This window comes from Streptomyces fructofermentans, assembly GCF_014651055.1.
Taxonomy (GTDB): domain Bacteria; phylum Actinomycetota; class Actinomycetes; order Streptomycetales; family Streptomycetaceae; genus Streptomyces; species Streptomyces fructofermentans.
This window is the reverse complement of record NZ_BMWD01000004.1, coordinates 142,678-162,578: the sequence shown is the minus strand read 5'-3', so window position 1 is coordinate 162,578 and position 19,901 is coordinate 142,678. Positions and strand designations below refer to the sequence as shown.

The following is a 19,901-nucleotide window of genomic DNA, read 5'->3' as shown; positions in this document are numbered from 1 at the left end:
CGGCCCGCTCCCCGACGCGGGCCCGAACCCCAAGACACCGGTTCCCACCTCAGCTTCGGAGCGATCACCGTGACGCCTGAACCCCACTCCCCGACCGGAACGGACGACCTCCTGTCCGAGCCGCCGCCGAGTTGCCCCGCCCACGGTACGGGGCCCGGCGGACTGCGCCGCCTGTACGGACCGGAGGCGCAGGACCTGGCCGGCCTGTACGAGAAACTGCGCGCCGAGCACGGAGCCGTGGCGCCCGTGCTGCTCCACAACGACGTCCCGTTCTGGATGGTCCTCGGGCACGGTGAGAACCTGCACATGGTCAGCAGTCCCTCGCTCTACACCCGGGACAGCCGCATCTGGACCGCCGTGCTGGACGGCACGGCGGGGCCGGACCACCCGCTGATGCCGCACATCGCCTGGCAGCCGATCTGCTCCCACGCCGAGGGCGACGAGCACCAGCGGCTGCGCGGCGCGGTCATGGGTGCCATGTCGACCATCAACTCCCGTACGCTGCGCCGCTACATCAACAGCTGGACCCAGTACCTGGTCAACAAGTTCTGCGAGCGGGGCACGGCCGATCTGGTGAGCCAGTTCGCCGAGCACCTGCCGATGGCGGTGCTGTGCGAGATCCTCGGCATGCCCGAGGAGTACGACGACCGCATGGTGCACAAGACGCGCGACCTGCTCAAGGGCACCGAGACCGCGATCGCCAGCAACGAGTACGTCATGAACGTACTGATGCGGCTGACCGTCCGCCGCCGCGCCGAGCCCGCCGAGGACTTCACCAGCCACCTGATCAACCATCCGGCGGGGCTCAGCGACGAGGAGGTCGGCCAGCACCTGCGGCTGGTGCTGCTCGCCGCGTACGAGGCGACGGCGAACCTGCTCGCCAACGTGCTCAGGGTCGTGCTCACCGACCCCGGCTTCCGCGCCCAGCTCAACGGCGGTCAGATGACCGTGCCCCAGGCGGTCGAGCAGTCCCTGTGGGACGAGCCGCCGTTCAGCACGGTCCTCGGGTACTTCGCCAAGCAGGACACGGAGTTGGGCGGCCGGCGCATCCGCAAGGGCGACGGACTGCTGCTCGGGATCGCGCCGGGCAACGTCGACCCCCTGGTCCGTCCGGACCTGAAGGCGAACATGCGGGGCAACCGCTCGCACCTCGCCTTCGGCGGCGGCCCGCACGAGTGCCCCGGTCAGGACATCGGCCGTGCCATCGCCGACGTGGGCGTCGACGCGCTGCTCAAGCGGCTGCCGGACGTGCAGCTCGCCGTGGAGGAGCACTCGTTGCGCTGGACCGCGTCGATCTCGTCGCGGCATCTGGTGGAACTGCCCGTGGAGTTCGACCCGGCCTCGCCGCAGGACGTCATGGAGCGTCCCGGGGTGAGCGAGGTGCCGCGACCGAGGCCCGACTGGGAGGTCTCCTCGGCGCGCCTGAAGCCCTCCCCGGCCCCGCGGCCCGTGGAGCCCCGCCCGGAGGCGCTGCCCCCCGCGCCCGCCCCGGACTCCGGGCGCCCGCTGGGCGCCTGGCAGCGGTTCCTGCGCTGGTGGCGCGGCTACTGAGGCGCCGGGCCGGCGGCCCAGTCGTCGTACGCGGACCAGGCCCCGAGGGTCCGCCCGCTGCGGAACGAGTGCTCCCGTCCCGTGACCGGATCGGTGAACTCCAGCACCCGCGCCAGTAGTTGGAGCGGACGCCGGAAGTCGCCGGCCGGCACGGGGCCGGTCACCACCGGGTACAGCGGATCGCCCAGGATCGGTACGCCCAACGCGCTCATGTGCACCCGCAGTTGATGTGTCTGACCGGTGGTCGGGTGCAGGCGGTAGCGCGCCAGGCCGTCGCGGTGGCCGGCCGACTCGACGCGGCTGACGGCGTTCGGTTCGCCCGGCACCTCGCGGGCGGCGAGCACGCCCCGCTCCTTCACGATCCGGCTCCGGACGGTGCGCGGCAGTTCCAGCCCCTCGCGGTACGGGGCCACCGCCTCGTACTCCTTGCGGACGAGCCGGTCGCGGAACAGCGACTGGTAGGCGCCCCGCTCCTCGGGCCTGACCGTGAACAGCACGAGTCCGGCGGTGAGCCGGTCCAGCCGGTGCGCCGCGCCGAGGGCCGGGATGCCGAGCTCCCGCCGCAGCCGTGCCAGCGCGGTCTGCGTGACATGGCTGCCGCGCGGCGTCGTGGCGAGGAAGTGGGGCTTGTCGGCGACGACGATGTGCTCGTCGCGGTGGACTACCTCCAGGGGGAACGGCACCGTCACCTCGTCGGGCAGCTCCCGGTGGAACCAGACGAACATCCCCGGCACGTACGCGTCGTCGGGAGTGACCGGACGGCCGTCCGCGCCGACGATCAGCCCCGAGCCGAGCATCGCGTCGACGACCCCCGCGCCCGCCGAGAGCCGTCCGACCAGGTGCTCCCGCACGGTGGCCCAGGGGCCCTCGACCGGCAGTCGCACCCGCATCGGGTCCACCCCTTCGCGCTGCGGCAGGGGGGAGGGCGGAATCCGGGTTCTGCGTCTCACCCGGCCAAGAGTACGCAGGCCCCCGGCGGACTGGCCCCGAGCGCGGCCCCGGGCATGGGCCGCGGGCACGGTCGTCCGGGCCCGGTCGTCCGGGACCGGCTCGCACCCCGCGACCACGTGCCCCCGCCACCCCCGCGACCACGTGCCTCCGCCACCACGTGCCCCCGCGACCCGGTGGGACCGGCGTGCGACCGCCCCCAGTGCCCCTTCGGCCAGGCGCGAACAGCCACTGGGAAGCCCGGGCGGCAGCGCCGGGGGCCGCACGCCCACGGCACCGGCCCGGGGCTTGTGCACCTAGTTGCACAAACACGCGCTACGATCCGTCACGCCGCTCACGAGAACGGCCCCCGGGGCTTCCCTCCGGGGGCCGTTCGGGTCCGTCGCCGGGTTCGGCCGTGCCCGACTCCGGTGGGCGACGGCGTCCGAGGCGTGCTCCGGCTCCGATCGCCGGCCCGTGCGCCAGGGCTGCGTGACCGGCATGCCACCCACCCGGCGGGCGCCGGACGCTACCGGGTCGGTTCCCGGACGGGCTCCGCGGCGGCGGCCTCCCTCGGGGCCGGGCGCCCCCGTTGTGTCCTCGTGGCCCGCCACAGCGCGCCGAGCCCCACGGTGGCCAGCAGGAACAGCACGGTGAACCACTGGAAGTACCAGTGCCCGCCGGCGGGGTCGTACACCTCGGCCCGCGGCCAGGCCAGGTTGACCGTCATGAACAGCCCGTACAGCAGGGCGAGCGCGTTGACGGGGACTCCCCAGCGGCCCAGGGAGAAGAGCGGGCGGCCCGTCTCGTCCGCGCCCTCGACGGTGAAGCCGCCGCGCAGGCGCTGCCACAGCAGGGGCCCGGTCACCATCGCGTAGGCGAGGTAGAGCATCACGATGCAGGTGGTGCCGATGGCCAGGAAGGCTTCCGGCGAGGCGAAGTTGAGCAGCAGCAGGGCCGCCGCGAGGACACCCACGACCAGGGCGGGGGCGCCGGGCATCCCGGTGCGCCGGTCGACCGCGGCGAGCCGGCGGGCGAAGGGCAGCTGCCCGTCGCGGGCCATGGAGAACAGCATCCGGCAGGCGGAGGTCTGGATCGCGAGGGTCGCCACGGCGATGGCGATCACCACGTCGACGAGCAGGGCCCTGCCCACACCGTCACCGAGGCTGCTGGTCAGGACGTAGCTCAGCCCTTCGGAGCCGAGGCGGCCGTCGGTCAGGCTGGGCGCGGCCAGCAGGCCGCCGAGGACGATCAGTCCGCCGAGCAGGCCCGCCGCGCCGAGCGCGGTGAGGATCGTACGGGGCGCGGTGCGCCTCGGACGGTGCGTCTCCTCGCTCATCTCGCCCGCGCTGTCGAAGCCGATCATCACGTACGCGGCCGTGAACGAACCCACCAGCAGTGCCCCGACCAGGCCCGACTGGGCGGCCGTACCGGTGTGGAACGTGATGCCGGGGGAGCGTTCGGAGTGGGTGAACAGGAGAACCGCGATCAGGACGGCGCCGATGATCTCGGCGGTCACTCCGATGCGGTTGACGAGGGACATCACCCGGTTGTCGATCATGTTCACGAAGGTCGTCAGGGCCAGCAGGACCACGCCGAGGAGGGCGGCGTTGGCCGCGCCGCTCGCCGAGGTCGGGGCCGGGTCGCCGCCGATCAGTTGGAAGCCGGACCAGATCGCCGGCATCACGACCTGGAGCGCGAGCGCCGCGGCGGCGACCACCACGATCTGCCCGATGACCATGATCCATCCGGCGAACCAGCCGAAGGCGGGGGTGGAGAGCCGTGAGGACCACTGGTAGACGGCGCCCGAGATCGGGTAGCGCGCGGCCAGTTCGGCGAAGCACGCGGCGACCAGCAACTGGCCGACGAGTACGACGGGCCAGGCCCAGAAGAAGGCGGGGCCGCCGAACGCGTACCCGAAGGCGAAGAACTGGAAGACGGTCGTCAGTACGGAGATGAAGGAGAAGCCGGCGGCGAACGAGGCGTACCGGCCGAGGCTGCGGTGCAGCTCCTGCCGGTAGCCGAACTCCACCAGGGAGCTGTCGGCGGTCGGCCCGGGTGGTTCGGGGCGTACGTCGGAGGGGGCGGTTGTGGCCACGGCGGCACCTGCCTTCGGCGCAGGGGGCGGGATCCTGGAGGCGACAGCGGATTCCTGTCGGGTGACAGAAATTAGGGAGGGCCTGTTTCGCCCGCGTGACGCGTTCGTGTCCGCGTCGGGCCGAAGTCCTCACGGCCTTGCGCCGCCGCGCCGATCGCGATACATCGTGTGTATTGCGCAGTGCTCCGGACTCGCGATATGTTCTGCCACGTATATTCGGAGACGAGGTGAGATCCGTGGCGACCAAGCGCCGCAAGCTCGGCAACCCGCTGGCCCTGGCCGTCATGGTGCTGCTCACCGAGCGTCCGATGCACCCGTACGAGATCGCCCAGACCCTGCGCAGCCGGGGCAAGGACACCAGCCTGAAGATCAACTACGGCTCGCTCTACACCGTGGTGCAGAACCTGGAGAAGTACGGGTTCGTCGAGGTCGCCGAGGTGCAGCGGCAGGGCAACCGCCCCGAGCGCACGCTCTACGGCATCACGGACGCGGGACGCGAGGAGGCGACGGAGTGGCTGTCGGACCTGCTCGCCGTCCCGGCGCGGGAGTTCCCGATCTTCGAGGCCGCGCTGTCCCTCATGGGGGCGGTCCACCCCGACGAGGTCGCGCGTCTGCTCGCCGAGCGGCTGAAGACGCTGGAGGTGCAGGCGGCGAGCGCGCGCGGCGGCCTGGCGAAGCTGTACGAGACCCTGCCGCGGATCTTCCTCGTCGAGAGCGAGTACCAGCTCCACATGGCCGAGGCGCAGGCCGAGTGGCTCCGCGGGTTCCTGCGGGAGCTGGAGTCGGGCGCGCTCGACGGTGTCGAGCAGTGGCGGCGGTTCCACGAGACCGGGGAAGTGCCGCAGGACGTGAAGGACTTGGAGGCCCGCAACCCCGAGAAGTGACCCAGATGCGAGACGGACCCCGGCAGAGCTGTTGCAGCAGCCCGGCCGGGGTCTCGAACCCCGAGCCGACTCCGCGGTGAGGCAGGCCAGGCGATCGAGGTGCGGCACACCCAGGATAGCCCGGCGCTCTTCACCCGGAACGGCTCCCATCAGCCGACCCAGGAGAGCAGTCGTCATGAGCAACCGTGCGCCCGCAGTGCAGGCGCGAGACCTGACCAAGACCTACCCGGGCGGGGTGACCGCCCTCCGCGGCATGGACCTCACCGTCGAGTCGGGCACCGTCTTCGGACTCCTCGGCCCGAACGGCGCCGGCAAGTCCACCACCGTCAAGATCCTCACCACCCTCGCCCGTCCAGACTCGGGCACCGCCACCGTCGCCGGCCACGACGTGCTGGACCATCCCGACCGGGTCCGCCGGGCGATCGGAGTGGTGGCCCAGAAGTCCGGCGCCGATCCGGTGGCCACCGGCCGCGAGAACCTCCGGCTGCAGGCCAGGCTGCACGGCCTGCGGGGCGCACCGCTGCGTGAACGGGTGGACGCGCTGCTGGACCGCTTCCGGCTCACGGACGCCGCGGACCGCCAGGTCAGGGGCTACTCCGGGGGCATGCTGCGCCGCCTCGACGTCGCGCTCGGCCTGGTCCACCGGCCCGAGGTCCTCTTCCTCGACGAGCCGACCACCGGCCTCGACCCCGAGGCCCGCGCGGCCATGTGGGACGAGATCGCCCGCCTCGCGGGAGAGGAGGGTCTGACCGTCCTGCTCACCACGCACCATCTGGAGGAGGCCGACCGCCTCGCCGCCCACATCGCCGTCGTCGACCGGGGCCGCGTCGTCGTCCAGGGCACACCGCACGCCCTGAAGGGCGAACTCCGCGGCGACGCCGTCCACATGGAACTGCGCGAACCGGTCGGCGAGGCGGGCCGCACGCTGCTCTCGGGCGCGCTCACCGCACTGCCCGGGGTGTACGAGGCGTTCTTCGACGGCCGTCGCGTCAGCGTCCGCGCCGAGGACGGGGCGGCGGCCGTGCCCGCCCTGCTCGCCGCTCTGGAACGGGCCGGGGCCGGAGTCGCGTCCGCCACCGTGGCCCGCCCGTCGCTCGACGACGTCTACCTGCGGTACGTGGGCCGCCGCTACGCCGAGGCGGAGGCCGAGGCCGCCGCCACCGACGGCACCGCGGGCCTCACCCTCGCCGGAGGCGCCCGATGAGCACCGAAGCCCTGTCCCAGACTTGGTTCATGACGCAGCGTCAACTGACCGCCGTACTGCGGCAGCCCGCGTACGTGGTGATGATGCTGATCCAGCCCGCCGTGTGGCTGTTCCTGTTCGGCAACCTCTTCAAGGACGTCGTCGAACTCGGCGGCTTCGGCACGGGCAGCTATCTGGACTACCTCGTGCCGGGCATCGTCGTGATGAGCGCGCTCAGCTCCAACATGTGGGCGGGCATGGGCACTCTGGAGGAGATCGAGCGCGGCACGCTGAACCGCTTCCTGACGACACCGGTCGGCCGGGGCGCCCTGATGAACGCCAACGTCGTCCAGCAGGCGCTGACCACGGCCGTCCAGTCACTGCTCATCGTCCTGCTCGGCAGGCTGGGCGGGGCGGAGTATCCGGGCGGGGCGGCGGGAGTGGCGGTGCTCGTCGTCGCGGCCTCGCTGCTCGGCACGGTCTTCGGGGCGTTCTCCAACGCCCTGGGAATGCTGGTGCGGCAGCGGGAGTCGATCATCGGCATCAACACCTTCCTGCTGCTGCCGCTGACCTTCCTCTCCTCGGCCTTCATGGCTCCTTCGCGGATGCCCGACTGGATGCGGCACGTCGCCGACCTCAACCCGCTGGACTGGGCGATGGTGGCGGGCCGTTCGGCGATGTCCGAGGACCCGGACCGGTTCGTCGTACTGACCCGGACCGGGGCCCTGGCCGCCCTCGCGGTGGTCGCGGTCCTGCTGTCGATCCGCACGTTCCGGTCGTACCAGCGCTCGGTCTGAGGCCGGGGCGCCGTCCTCCGAGGGGTGATTGCAGCGGCGTCCTCGGGGGGCGGCGGCCCACGGGGCGTGACCACGCCACGTCGGGGCGGGGTCGTCGCGGCGCCCGGTCGCCGCGTCGGCGGAGGCCGGGGGTTCGCGTCGACGGTCGCGACCCGCGTCCCCGCGTTGCGTCCGGGGCCTGGCGCCGCGGGCGCGCCTCGGTGCCGGTGGGCGCGGACCCGGTCGCGGCGTCTTCGGCCGGCCGGTCCGCCGGGCGCGTGGCGTCAACAGGCCGCCGTCCGGAGGGACTTGTGGCATCGGCCCCTCCCGGGCCCTGTGGCGCAGGCCGCGTCGGCGGTCTCGCGACGCGGGGGCCCGTCCCGCCCGGCCGGGGCGTCAGGAGGGGAGGGGGCCCGTCCCGCCGCCGGAGCGGGACGTCAGGAGGCCGCGGGTGACACGGTCTCCTGCTCGGCCTCCACCTGTGCGTTCCACGCCGGCTTGGCGGCCTGCCAGCCGTCCTCGTTGTGCCCGAGCCGCCAGTAGCCCGAGACCGACAGGTCCTCGCGCGGAATCCCGAGCTCGACCCGCAGCAGCCGGCGCAGGTCCTTCACGAAGGCCGCCTCGCCGTGCACGAACGCGTGCACCCGGCCCTCCGGGAACTCCAGCGCGCGTACGGCCGCGACCAGCGCCTCGCCGACCGGCCGGTCACCGCGGTGCAGCCAGACCACGTCCACCTCGGAGTCGATCTTCTGCTCCTCCGCCGGGCCCGAGACCTCGACGAACGCGCGCACGTCGGCACCGGCGGGCATCGCCTCCAGCGCCGCGGCGATCGCGGGCAGCGCGCTCTCGTCGCCCGCCAGCAGGTGCCAGTCGGCCCCGGCGTCGGGGGCGTACGCCCCGCCGGGGCCCAGGAACCGGACGAGCTCGCCCGGCTGGACGCGCTTGGCCCACGGGCCGGCGAGGCCCTCGTCGCCGTGCACCACGAAGTCCAGCGTCAGTTCGCGGGCTTCGGGGTCCCAGGCGCGCACCGTGTACGTACGCGTCACGGGCCACTGCTCGCGCGGGAACTCCTCCCGGATCCGCGCCATGTCGAAGGGCTCCGGGTAGGTCACGCCCGCCGCCCCGAACAGCAGCTTCACGTAGTGGTCGGTGCTGGTGCCGGCCGTGAAGCCGGCCAGCCCCTCGCCGCCGAGGACGACGCGCTGCATGTGGGGAGTCAGCCGCTCCGTGCGGACGACCCGCGCGGAGTGGGGCTTCGGGACCCTGCGTGCCGGACGCTCTGACATATCGGCCTCCCGGATAAGTTTGCTTAGCCTTACCTAAGTTAGCACCTTCTCCGGAGGAAACGCTCGACTGAGCGCGCGACTTCGCGTCTGACGTACCGGGCCGGGAGGGCGTACCGGGAGGGCGTACCGCTCCCGCACCGGTCGGGACGTACCCCCGGGGGAGGCCGAGTGGACTCCGCGGTGCGGTCCCTCGGGGCGCCCGGGGAGTACCTCGGCCTCCAGTGTCCCCCTCAGGCCCCGAGAGTCGTCATCAGCCGCGCCAGCGAGCCGCCCAGGCCCCAGCGGGCCGCCAGTTCCTCCAGCGCGGCCGGATCGCGCGCCACACGCGGCAGCGCCGGATCCACCTCGGGCAGGGGCACGTCACCCGCCACCTTGACGACCGTGGGCGCCACGGCGATGTACGGGCGCGATTCGTCGAGGCGCCTGCGCTGCGAGGGCGTGAGCGCCGCCCGCGGGTCGTCGACCGCCGCCATGATGCCCGCCAGGTCCCCGAACGACGCGAGCAGCTTCGCCGCCGTCTTCTCGCCGATGCCCGGCACGCCCGGCAGCCCGTCGCTCGGGTCGCCGCGCAGCAGCGCCAGGTCCGCGTACCCGGGGCCGTCGACGCCGTATTTCTCGCCGAGCCACGCCTCGTCCGTGACCTGGAGCGTGCCGACGCCCTTGAGCGGGTACAGCACGCGCACCTCCCGCTTGTCGTCGACCAGTTGGTACAGGTCGCGGTCGCCGGTGACGATGTCGACGGGTCCCGTCGCGCGGCCGGTGAACGTCCCGATGACGTCGTCCGCCTCGTACCCCCCGACACCGACGCGGGCGATGCCCACGGCGTCGAGGACGGCCTCGATGACCGGCACCTGCGGCGAGAGCGTGTCGGGCACCTCCTCCTCGTCCGGGCCGGTCTCGGTCTCCCGGGCCACGCGGTGGGCCTTGTACGACGGGATCAGGTCGACCCGCCACTGCGGCCGCCAGTCCGCGTCCATGCAGGCGACCAGGTCGTCCGGATGGTGGTCCTTGACGAGCCGGTCGATGAATTCGAGCAGTCCCCGCACGGCGTTCACCGGTGTGCCGTCCGGGGCCCTCACGGACTCCGGGACCCCGAAATAGGCCCGGAAGTACAGGGAGGCGGTGTCGAGGAGCATGAGTCGCCGGGGCTGCTGAGTCTGCTGCGTCACGCTCCGCATCATGCCGTACGCCACTGACAGCGACCGCTCGTCACCGCTGCCGGGCTGGTGGGACGGCCAGGACCCGAGGGACCCGTGCCCCGTCCCCGACCGTCCGGGTCCCGCCCCGCCCGCCCGGTGCGGAGCGTGTGTGAGGTGGGACACGGACGAGTTTGCGCCAGGGGGCCCGGGGCAGGCGCCGAGCCGGAGCGAGCCCGGTCGGGTCGTCGGCCACACCCGACGGCACGCGCACCGGATGAGCGGGCGGAACCCGCGTCGCTCCACGGCCCGCCGGCGGGGGAGGCGGGCCGTCCTCGTTCGACCCGAGAGGTACACGTGTCATCCAGGCTTGAGGCGGAACAGCTGTACAAGGTGTTCGGCAGACGACCCGGCGAGGCGGTCGAGCGACTGCGTCGCGGGGCCGACCGCGAGGACCTGCGCGCCGACGGTACGACCGCCGCCGTGATCGACGCGTCCTTCACCGTCGAACCGGGCCGGATCTTCGTCGTCATGGGTCTGTCCGGCTCCGGCAAGTCCACGCTGCTGCGCATGCTCAACGGGCTCCTGGAGCCCACCGCGGGGCATGTGCGCTTCGACGGGCAGGACCTCACCGCGCTCAGTGACCGCGAGCTGCGCGAGGTCCGTTCGAGGAAGATCAGCATGGTCTTCCAGCACTTCGCGCTCTTCCCGCACCGCAGCGTCCTGGAGAACGCCGCGTACGGCCTGGAGGTGCAGGGCGTGCCGCGCCGCGAGCGCGAGCAGCGGGCCACCGAGGCCCTGGAGCTGGCGGGCCTCGCCGGCTGGGAGAAGTCCTGGCCCGACGAGCTGTCAGGCGGCATGCAGCAGCGCGTCGGACTCGCGCGGGCCCTCGCCACCGACGCCGACCTGCTGCTGATGGACGAGTCGTTCAGCGCGCTCGACCCGCTGATCCGGCGCGACATGCAGGACCAGCTGATCGAGCTCCAGAAGAAGCTCAGGAAGACCATCGTCTTCATCACGCACGACCTCAACGAGGCGATGCGCCTCGGCGACAGCATCGCCGTCATGCGCGACGGCCGCATCGTCCAGATCGGCACCGCCGAGGACATCCTGGTCCGCCCGGCCAACGACTACGTGGCCTCCTTCACCCAGGACGTCGACCGGTCGCGGGTGCTCACCGCCGCCGCCGTGATGGACGCGCGGACGCGCGGGGACGAGGCGGAGTGCGGCTGCGAGACCGCCTCGCCGGGCACCGCGTTCGGTGAACTGTGCGCGATCAGCGCCCGCGTCGAGCACCCCGTCGCCGTCGTGGACGCCGACGGCGGGCTGGTCGGGGTCGTGCCCCGGCAGCGGCTCGTAGGCTTCCTCGGCGACGAGCAGGGGGAGCCCGGGCCCTGCGACACACCGCGCGGCAAGACCGTCGGGGCGGTGAAGGCCGGTGCCTAGGATCCCCTTCGGCGACTGGGTCAACGACGCGGTCGACTGGCTGCTCGACCACATGGCGTGGCTCTTCGACTTCCTCAAGACCGTCTTCCTCGGCATGTACGACGGCATCGACGCCGTGCTCCAGGCCCCCCAGCCGCTGCTCCTCGCGGGCATCCTCGCGGTGATCGCGTTCTGGCTGCGCGGGGTGTCCGCCGGTGTCCTCTCCTTCGCGGGGTTCGCTTTCATCGACTCCCTCGAACTGTGGGAGAACGCGATGGTGACCCTGTCGCTGGTCCTCGTCGCGACGATCATCGCGCTGGCCGTCTCGGTTCCGGTGGGCATCTGGGCGGCCCGGTCCGACCGGGTCAGCGGCATCGTGCGCCCCGTACTCGACTTCATGCAGACGCTGCCCGCGATGATCTACCTCATCCCGGCGATCCTGTTCTTCGGGACGGGCGCTCCCGCGGGCATCGTGGCCACGCTGATCTTCGCGCTGGCACCCGGTGTCCGGATGACCGAACTGGGCATCAGGCAGGTCGACAAGGAACTGGTCGAGGCCGCGGAGGCGTTCGGCACCACCCCCCGCAACACCCTGCTGCGGGTGCAGCTCCCGCTGGCCCTGCCCACGGTCATGGCCGGCGTCAACCAGGTCATCATGCTGGGTCTGTCCATGGCCGCCATCGCGGGCATGGTCGGCACCGGCGGCCTCGGCGGTGACGTGAACGAGGCCATCGGCCAGCTCAACGTCGGCCTCGGCTCCGAGGCCGGAGTGGCCATCGTGATCCTGGCGATCTACCTGGACCGCATGACCGGTGCCCTCGGCACCCAGGTCTCGCCGCTGGGCCGCCGCGCCGCCGCCAGGGCGCGCGCCGCGCAGGGGCTGAGGATCTGGTCCTACCGCCCCCGGCCCGCCGTGGCCGTGGTGGGCGTCGTCGTCCTCGCGCTGGTCGCGGGAGGCATGGGCGTGTTCGGCTCCGCCCCGGGCGAGTCCAGCGCCGCAGACAGCGGGAACGTCGGCAAGGGCGAGAAGGTCTCCATCGGCTACATCCCCTGGGACGAGGGCGTCGCCTCCACCTTCCTCTGGAAGGAGATCCTGGAGCGGCGCGGCTACGAGGTCGACGCCAAGCAGTTCGACGCGGGCCCGCTGTACACCTCCCTCGCGCAGGGCGACATCGACTTCCAGACCGACTCCTGGCTGCCCACGACGCACGAGGAGTACTGGAAGAAGTACGGCGAGCGGCTCGACGACCTGGGCTCCTGGTACGGCCCGACGTCGCTGGAGCTGAGCGTGCCCTCGTACATGAAGGGCGTCGACTCGCTGGAGGACCTCAAGGGGAGGGCGGGGGAGTTCGGCGGGAAGATCACCGGCATCGAGTCCAGCGCCGGAATGATGGGCCTGCTCAAGAGCAAGGTCCTCAAGGAGTACGGGCTCGACGAGGAGTACGAGGTCGTCGACAGCTCCACCCCGGCGATGCTGGCCGAACTGAAGCGCGCGTACGCCAAGAAGGAGCCGGTCGTCACGACGCTGTGGTCCCCGCACTGGGCCTACAGCGAGTACGACCTCAAGAAGCTCAAGGACCCCAAGGGGGCCTGGGGCAAGGGCGACGGCGTGCACACGCTGTCCCGCAAGGGCTTCGCCGGCGACAACCCGACCGTCGGCGGGTGGCTCAAGGACTTCCGGATGACGGAGAAGCAGCTCACCGGCCTGGAGGCGGAGATCAACAAGGCCGGCAAGGGCAAGCAGCAGGACGCCGTGCGCACCTGGCTGAAGGCGAACCCCGGTGTCGTCGACAAGCTCGCGCCGGTGGCGAAGTCCTCGGCCGGCACGCCAGCCGAGGCCGAGCGCGCGGTCGACGTGGCCTGGTTCCCCTGGGACGAGGACGTCGCCGTCACGTACCTGTGGAAGGACGTCCTGGCCCGGCGCGGCTACAAGCTGAACCTCAAGCAGATGGACGTCGGACCGGTCTACACGGGCCTGGCCTCCGGTGACATCGACCTCAACTTCGACGCCTGGCTGCCGCACGCGCAGAAGAACTACTGGGACAAGCACAAGAACGACCTCAGGGACCTGGGCACCTGGTACGAGCCCACCTCCCTGGAGATCGCCGTGCCGTCCTACGTGAAGGGCGTCAAGTCGCTGGAGGACCTCAAGGGCAGGTCCTCCACCTTCGACGGGAAGATCATCGGCATCGAGCCGGGCACCGGCGAGATGAACCTCCTGAAGACCAAGGTCCTGCCGGGCTACGGGCTCGACGAGGAGTACGAGGTCGTCGACGGCTCCACCCCGGCGATGCTGGCCGAGCTGAAGCGCTCGTACGCCAGGAAGGAACCCGTCGCGGTCGTGCTGTGGTCCCCGCACTGGGCGTACAGCGAGTACGGGCTCACCAAGCTCGCGGACGGCAGGAAGCTGTTCGGCGAGGGCAACACGATCCGCACGATCTCCAGCAAGGAGTTCCCCGAGCGGTATCCCCGGCTCACCGAGTGGATCAAGGGGTTCAGGATGAGCGAGGACGAACTCGGCAGCCTGGAGGGCGTGATCAAGGACCGCGGCCAGGGGCACGAGGCCGAGGCCGTGTCCGCGTGGCTCGACGAGCACCCGGAGATGGTGGAGCGGATGACGCCGCGGTAGGCGAGCGGCGGTCTCCCCGGGATTCCGCCGACGCACGACGCCCGTGGGGGCCCGATCTCGAAGATCGGGCCCCCACGGGCGTCCGACGGCGGAACGCGCGGTGCCGGCGGGCGCGGGGGGAGGGTTCTCGCCCGGGGCGGCGGCCCGCCCCGGGCCGTCCGTCCGGCGGGCGGGACGGCGACGTCGGATACTCGATACGGGGCTTCCGCGCCCGCCGGCCGACACCGGGCGCCGGCTCGCCCCGACGAGCAGGATCCGGACAACCGTGTCCCGGGCGGCAGGACCCCCGGGCGGGACCGGAGGGCCCCATGCGCGAGCGCGCACCGGTGTGCACGACCCGGGAGGACGGCGACGGCGGCACCGTCCGCGGCGTCCGCCGCCTGCCCGGAGGACCCGCCGCGGTCCGCCCCGCGGGCTTCCGGCGGCGCCCGCCCCCGTGCGGCGGCGGGACCCCGCCCGGCGCGCCGCCGCCCCGGTCACCCGGCGGTACACGGGGGGCACCGGCCGGTACCGGCGGGTCACCCGCGGGACGCCCCGGTCGCCCGCCGGGACCTCCGGAAGGGACGCGGCGGTGGCCGGGCCGTTCGCCCCCGATGGGCGGGCGGCACCGGGATCAGGTCGGCCGACCGGTTCGGCGGCGCGAACTGTAGCGTCGCCGCCCGCTCCCCAGGGCAATGTTCAAGACGATCCGACGGGCACGTGAAACGGTTTGCGGAACACCCGTAGGGTGCAGAGAACACATCAAGAACAGCGAGCAGACCGGCGCCCACCCGCAGGGGAACGCGCCGCAGCCACCGCACCTCACGCACCGACGACGCACAGGGGGGAGCCGAAGCGATGGACGAGAGCAAAGAGACCCTTCGAGTGGGCGCGGCAGTCCGGCGCCGGCGCCGGGCGCTGGAGCTCACCCTCGCCGTCGTCGCCCAGCGCAGCGGCCTCTCCGTGCCGTTCCTGAGCCAGGTCGAGAACGAGCGCGCCCGGCCGAGCACCCGCTCGCTCCAGCGGGTCGCCGACGCCCTCGGGACCACCAGCGTCGAGCTGCTCGCCGCCGCGGACCCGGCGCGCAGCGTCGACGTGGTGCGCGGCGGCGACTCCGAGTTCACCCACGAGCCCCGGGTGCGCCCCCTCGTGCGCGGTCACCACCAGTTGCACGCCCTGGAGATCTCCGGGGACCACGACGCGGGCCGCGAGTTCCAGCACCGCAACGACAAGCTGATGTACGTCGCCGACGGGGCCGTCGAGGTCGAGGCGGAGGGGCGCGCGTACCGGCTCGGGCGCGGCGACACGCTCTACCTCACCGGCGGTGTCCGCCACCGGTGGCGGGCCACCGAGGCGGACACCCGCATCCTGGTCGTGTCGGTCGCGGACCACATCGAGGCGGTCGACGATCCGCGCCGCTGACCGCGGGAGCGGGGGCCGGCGGCGATGAGGGTCGTGTCGCTGGTGCCCTCCCTGACGGAGGCCGTGGCCGTGTCGGCCCCCGGAGTACTGGTGGGGGCGACCGACTGGTGCAGCCACCCGGCCGGCCTGGAGGTCGTCCGCGTCGGCGGCACCAAGAACCCGGACGTCGAGCGGATCGTCGGCCTCGCCCCCGACCTGGTCGTCGCCAACGAGGAGGAGAACCGGGAACCCGACCTGGGCGCGCTGCGCGCGGCGGGCCTCGCCGTCCTCGTCACCGAGGTGCGCGGTGTGCCGCAGGCCCTCGACGAGCTGGAGCGGGTGCTGGCCGCGTGCGGCGTGCGGGGGCGCCCGCGCTGGCTGGACGAGGCGCGGGAGGCCTGGGCGGAAGCTCCCGGCCCGCTGCGCACGGGGCCGCCGCCGCGCGCGGTCGTGCCCGTCTGGCGAAGGCCCTGGATGGTGCTCGGCCGGGACACCTTCGCGGGCGACGTGCTGGCCCGGCTGGGCGTCGGCAACGTCTACGCGGATCACGCCGAGCGCTACCCCCGTGTCCCCGTCGACGAGCTGTGCGCGGCCCGTCCCGATCTGGTCGTGCTGCCCGACGAGCCGTACCGCTTCACCCGTGACGACGGCCCCGAGGCGTTCGCGGGGCTGCCCTGCGCCCTCGTCGACGGGCGGCTCCTCACCTGGTACGGGCCCTCGCTCGCGCAGGCCCCGCGTGTGCTCAGCGGGGCGCTGCGAGCAGCCCTCCGTCCAGCAGGCCCCGGGCCGTCCGCACGGCGGCCACGCCCCAGGCCGTGAGCAGCAGGGCGTACAGGCAGACCGACAGGACCTCGTAGGCCACCAGTCCGGTGTGCCGTGCGAGGCCCTCTGCTCCCGTCACACAGGTGCCCACCGGGAAGGTGAGGGCCCACCAGGTCATCGCGAAGCCCATGCCCCGGCGGCGGGCCCGCACCACCAGGGCCGAGGCCAGCGCCAGCCAGAGCAGCGCGAATCCCATCACGGGCACCCCGTAGAGCACCGCGAGGACGTCGAAGCCCCGGTCGAACGGGGCGGGCAGGACGCCCGGCGCCGTGACGGCGAACCTGTCCACGGCCGTCGTGGACTGGCCCAGTGGGCCGAGGACCAGGAACAGCGTCGGCGTGAGCACCTGGGGCAGCGGGTCGCCGGTGGCCAGCCGCCCGAAGACCAGCGGCAGCATCACGAGCGTGGCCAGCAGGCTGAGGCCGAACATCGCGACGCAGGCCAGGAGCAGGGTCGCGCGGGGCTGGCCGGCCGGCAGGTGCGGCACCAGCGGCGGCCCGAGGGCGGCGGACACCATCGGCGCCACCACGGGCAGCAGCCACACGGGGGTGACCTGGGCGGGCGCCGTCCGCCGCCGCACGACGAGCAGGTACGGGACGCACACGGCCGCCGCGAGGCCGGTCAGGGTGCCCGCGGTGAAGAGCACGGCGTCCAGGGCGACCGCGGCGGGGGTGCCGATCCAGTCCCGTCCCACGACCAGGGCGCCGCCTCCGACCGCCAGCAGGGCCATCGACAGGCAGCCGTAGAACGGCGCCGCCGCCGGGTCCTGCAGATCGGCCCTGGCCTGGTCTCGGTGGTGGGTCCAGTGCACGGCCCGGGCGGCCAGCAGCGCCACCAGCGCCACCAGGGCGAGCGCCCAGACCGCGGTGAGGGCGGTGCGCAGTCCGGGCACGTGCACGGGGAGCCCGGCTCCCGCCGTGGCCACGATCGCCGTGCCCATGACGGTGGCGTACCAGTTGGGTCCGAGATGCCGGACGGTGCGCACCCGCCCGGGACGGCGGGTGACGGCGCTGCGGGCCGGATGCGGATGGGCTGCGGTGACCATGGCTTCACCGTGCCCGCGGGCCGGGGGCCTCGCCAGGGAGTACCGGCCTATGAGGACATAAGGTGGGCTTATGAGTCGGCATGAACAGGCGGATGACCAGCAGGTTCGCGGGGCTGCGGACCCCGTGGCAGGGCTCGCGCACCGGGTGCCGGACCTGGGCGCGCTGGAACTGCTGCTCGCCGTGGCACGGCTCGGGAGCCTGGGGCGGGCGGCCCGCGAGGTCGGGATCACGCAGCCGGCGGCCAGCAGCCGCGTCCGGTCCATGGAACGGCAGCTCGGCGTCGCGCTGGTGGACCGGTCGCCCAGGGGCTCCCGCCTCACCGACGCCGGGGCGCTGGTCACCGACTGGGCGCGGCGGATCGTGGAGGCGGCCGAGGCGTTCGACGCGGGGGCGCAGGCGCTGAGGGACCGCCGGGACTCGCGGCTGCGGGTCGCGGCGAGCATGACGATCGCCGAGTACCTGCTGCCGGGGTGGCTGCTCGCCCTGCGCGCGCAGCGCCCGGACACCGCCGTGTCCCTGCTCGCGGGCAACTCCACGGTGGTGGCGGAACGGGTGCTGTCGGGCGAGGCGGACCTCGGGTTCGTCGAGGGGGTGTCCGTGGCGGGCGGGCTCGACTCGGTGGTCATCGCGCACGACCGCCTGATCGTGGTGACCGCGCCAGGGCACGCCTGGGCGCGCAGACGGCGGCCCCTGGACGCGGGCGAGCTGGCGGGGACGCCGCTGATCCTGCGGGAGAAGGGCTCCGGTACGCGGCAGGTGCTGGACGCCGCGCTCGGCGGGCTGGCGCGCCCGCTGATCGAGCTGTCCTCCACGACGGCGGTGAAGGCGTCCGCGGCGTCCGGGGCGGGGCCCGCGGTCCTGAGCGAACTGGCCCTGGGCGAGGAGCTGTCCGCGCGCCGCCTGGTCGAGATCCCCCTGGACGGGGTCCGCCTCAGCCGCGACCTGAAGGCGGTCTGGCCCCAGGGCCACCGCCCCACGGGCCCGGCCCGGGACCTCCTCACCCTGACCCGAACCTGACCACGACAGCCCCACCCGAGCCGGCACGGGCCCGGGCGACTCGGCCAAGCCCGCGAACCCGCCAGTCGGGCAGCTCACTTGAAGGGGTGCGGGGAACCGCGCGACGGGTCCGGCAAGTCACCCCCACGCCATGAGCAAGCCCCGACGGACGCCAGGTCCCCCCTCACCCGGCCCCCCAACCCCCCGCGGCCCGAACCAACCCCGCCATGACCCGGAGGTCGCCCCCCATCTCGGGATGCCACTGAACCCCCAGCACCCACCCCGCGCCCGCCGGCAACTCCACCGCCTCCACGGTCCCGTCCTCCGCGTACGCGGACGCCACGAGACCCGCCCCGAGCCGGTCCACCGCCTGATGGTGGTAGGCGGGCACGGACGCCTCCTCCGGCACCAGCTCCGCGTACAACGACCCCGGCACGGGCTTCACCGGGTGCCGTCCGAAGACCCCCACCGTCCCGGCGTGCCCGTCGAGGTGCTGCACCAGCGTCCCCCCGAGCGCCACGTTGAGCAGCTGCATCCCGCGGCAGATGCCGAGCAGCGGAGTGCCGGAGGCCAACGCCGCCTCGATCAGCGCGAGTTCCCAGTCGTCACGGGCCCGCGCCTCGGGCCCGCAACGGGCGTCGCGGACGGCCCCGTACCGGGACGGCTCCACATCGGGACCGCCCGCGATCACCACCGCGTCGAGCCGGGCCACGGTCGGCGCCGCGTACGCGGGCTCGTCCGGCGGCAGCATCGCGGCGAGCCCGCCGGCCGCGCGGACCAGCCGGGGATACCCCTCAGGCAGGAGCGCCGCCTCCAGCTCCCACACGCCCCAACGCGCGGACTCCAGATACGTGCTGACACCGATCAGCGGCCTGTCCGGCGCGTCCGGCCCGTCCGTCGTCCGGCGCATCCCGTGCATCCCGCGCTCCCTGTCGCTCGTCCGGCCCCGGGAGGAGAGGCTAATGGACCGGACCCATACCTTTGGCGGATTCCGCCGGGTCGGGAATCCGCCGGGTCGTGATCCGCTAGGTCAGGAAGCCGCGCAGCAGCGCCGCCGTGCCCGCGCAGTGCTCCCGCATGATCTCGCGCGCCCCGTCCGCGTCCCCGTCGAGCACCGCCTCGACCACCGCCGCGTGCTGGCGCTGCGAGTGCTCCAGGTTCCGTACCAGCAGGGGGATTCCGTCGAGCAGGTCGTTCACGGTCGCGCGCACGGCCGCGTACTGGGCGGTCAGGGTGGGTGAGCCGGAGAGTTCGGCCAGCGTCAGGTGGAGCAGGGTGTCCGGCCGCCGGTAGTCCGCCAGCGGCGCGTCGCGGGTGCGGGCGAGCGCGTCGCGCAGGCGCGCGGACCCCTCGGGCGGCAGGCCGTGCGCCGCGCAGAGCCCGGCCGCGCCGACCTCCAGGACCTCGCGGAACCGCAGGACGTCCTCGATGTCGACGCCCTCGACCCGGCGGCGCAGCTCGGCCCCGCCCGGGGCCTCGGTCCTGGCCAGCACGAAGGTGCCGCCGTAGCGCCCGCGGCGCGGCTCCACGAGTCCTTGGTCCTGGAGCACCTTGAGCACCTCGCGCAGCGTCACCCGGCTGATTCCGAGGCGCTCCGCCAACTCCCTTTCAGCAGGCAGCCGTTCGCCGCCGGGCACCAGGCCGAGCCGGACGATCTGGAGTATCTGCTCCAGGGCCTCCTCGAAGCCGTTGCCCGCGCGCACCGGCCGCAGGACGGGTCCGAGCCGGTCCTGCGGGCCGTACGGGTCCGGTTGCGACATCC

16 protein-coding genes are annotated in these 19,901 nt (G+C 73.3%); 9 read left to right on the top strand and 7 right to left on the bottom strand.

All coding sequences use genetic code 11. The features are described 5' to 3' along the window. Positions 1 to 69 precede the first annotated feature (69 nt). Positions 70 to 1,551 (top strand): cytochrome P450, encoded by a 1,482-nt coding sequence (locus IE265_RS07600; RefSeq protein WP_190034600.1) that lies wholly within the window; start codon positions 70 to 72, stop codon positions 1,549 to 1,551. Here IE265_RS07600 and IE265_RS07595 read toward each other — a convergent pair. Continuing rightward, positions 1,545 to 2,501, bottom strand: a complete 957-nt coding sequence (locus tag IE265_RS07595) for an RluA family pseudouridine synthase (protein ID WP_190034599.1) — start codon at positions 2,499 to 2,501, stop codon at positions 1,545 to 1,547. The genes IE265_RS07600 and IE265_RS07595 overlap by 7 nt on opposite strands. Positions 2,502 to 3,007: 506 nt before the next feature. Continuing rightward, positions 3,008 to 4,576 carry an amino acid permease gene (locus IE265_RS07590; protein WP_190034598.1) on the bottom strand — a complete coding sequence of 523 codons (1,569 nt, stop codon included), beginning with the start codon at positions 4,574 to 4,576 and terminating at the stop codon, positions 3,008 to 3,010. A 236-nt stretch (positions 4,577 to 4,812) separates the two neighbouring features. On the opposite strand from IE265_RS07590, the gene IE265_RS07585 reads away from it, so the two are divergent. The 3 genes from IE265_RS07585 to IE265_RS07575 all read left to right on the top strand — a co-directional run bounded on the left by IE265_RS07585 (position 4,813) and on the right by IE265_RS07575 (position 7,440). Further along, on the top strand, positions 4,813 to 5,460 hold the full coding sequence (locus IE265_RS07585) for a PadR family transcriptional regulator (RefSeq protein WP_190034597.1): 648 nt from the start codon (positions 4,813 to 4,815) through the stop codon (positions 5,458 to 5,460). 175 nt (positions 5,461 to 5,635) lie between these two features. Continuing rightward, a complete protein-coding gene (locus tag IE265_RS07580) occupies positions 5,636 to 6,664 on the top strand; it encodes an ABC transporter ATP-binding protein (RefSeq protein WP_190034596.1) in 1,029 nt (342 codons plus the stop codon). Then, a complete protein-coding gene (locus tag IE265_RS07575; RefSeq protein WP_190034595.1) occupies positions 6,661 to 7,440 on the top strand; it encodes an ABC transporter permease in 780 nt (259 codons plus the stop codon). Before IE265_RS07580 ends, IE265_RS07575 begins: the two co-directional genes overlap by 4 nt. A gap of 416 nt (positions 7,441 to 7,856) precedes the next feature. Here IE265_RS07575 and IE265_RS07570 read toward each other — a convergent pair whose 3' ends face one another. Continuing rightward, complete coding sequence (locus IE265_RS07570) at positions 7,857 to 8,705, bottom strand: siderophore-interacting protein (RefSeq protein ID WP_190034594.1); 849 nt, start codon at positions 8,703 to 8,705, stop codon at positions 7,857 to 7,859. 230 nt (positions 8,706 to 8,935) lie between these two features. Further along, positions 8,936 to 9,883, bottom strand: a complete 948-nt coding sequence (locus IE265_RS07565) for a 5'-3' exonuclease (RefSeq protein WP_229916093.1) — start codon at positions 9,881 to 9,883, stop codon at positions 8,936 to 8,938. Positions 9,884 to 10,198: 315 nt separating this feature from the next. Here IE265_RS07565 and IE265_RS07560 point away from each other — a divergent pair, with 315 nt between their 5' ends. The 4 genes from IE265_RS07560 (at position 10,199) to IE265_RS07545 (ending at position 16,094) form a co-directional block, all read left to right on the top strand. After that, complete coding sequence (locus IE265_RS07560; protein ID WP_190034592.1) at positions 10,199 to 11,287, top strand: quaternary amine ABC transporter ATP-binding protein; 1,089 nt, start codon at positions 10,199 to 10,201, stop codon at positions 11,285 to 11,287. Next, on the top strand, positions 11,280 to 13,895 hold the full coding sequence (locus tag IE265_RS07555) for an ABC transporter permease/substrate binding protein (protein ID WP_190034591.1): 2,616 nt from the start codon (positions 11,280 to 11,282) through the stop codon (positions 13,893 to 13,895). The genes IE265_RS07560 and IE265_RS07555 overlap by 8 nt, the downstream gene beginning before the upstream one ends. Before the next feature lie 837 nt (positions 13,896 to 14,732). Next, entirely contained in the window at positions 14,733 to 15,296 is a 564-nt protein-coding gene (locus IE265_RS07550) for a helix-turn-helix domain-containing protein (RefSeq protein ID WP_190034590.1), read from the top strand. Positions 15,297 to 15,320: 24 nt separating this feature from the next. Beyond that, positions 15,321 to 16,094, top strand: coding sequence for a helical backbone metal receptor (locus IE265_RS07545; RefSeq protein ID WP_190034589.1), 774 nt, complete (start codon positions 15,321 to 15,323; stop codon positions 16,092 to 16,094). Here IE265_RS07545 and IE265_RS07540 read toward each other — a convergent pair. Then, a complete protein-coding gene (locus IE265_RS07540; RefSeq protein WP_190034588.1) occupies positions 16,018 to 17,142 on the bottom strand; it encodes a TDT family transporter in 1,125 nt (374 codons plus the stop codon). The genes IE265_RS07545 and IE265_RS07540 overlap by 77 nt on opposite strands. Positions 17,143 to 17,212: 70 nt before the next feature. Here IE265_RS07540 and IE265_RS07535 point away from each other — a divergent pair, with 70 nt between their 5' ends. Further along, positions 17,213 to 18,160 (top strand): LysR family transcriptional regulator, encoded by a 948-nt coding sequence (locus tag IE265_RS07535; protein ID WP_190034587.1) that lies wholly within the window; start codon positions 17,213 to 17,215, stop codon positions 18,158 to 18,160. Between the two features lie 163 nt (positions 18,161 to 18,323). On the opposite strand, the gene IE265_RS07530 is transcribed toward IE265_RS07535, so the two are convergent. After that, positions 18,324 to 19,058, bottom strand: a complete 735-nt coding sequence (locus IE265_RS07530) for a gamma-glutamyl-gamma-aminobutyrate hydrolase family protein (protein ID WP_229916080.1) — start codon at positions 19,056 to 19,058, stop codon at positions 18,324 to 18,326. Positions 19,059 to 19,164: 106 nt separating this feature from the next. After that, entirely contained in the window at positions 19,165 to 19,899 is a 735-nt protein-coding gene (locus IE265_RS07525; RefSeq protein WP_190034586.1) for a FadR/GntR family transcriptional regulator, read from the bottom strand. Positions 19,900 to 19,901: the final 2 nt, after the last annotated feature.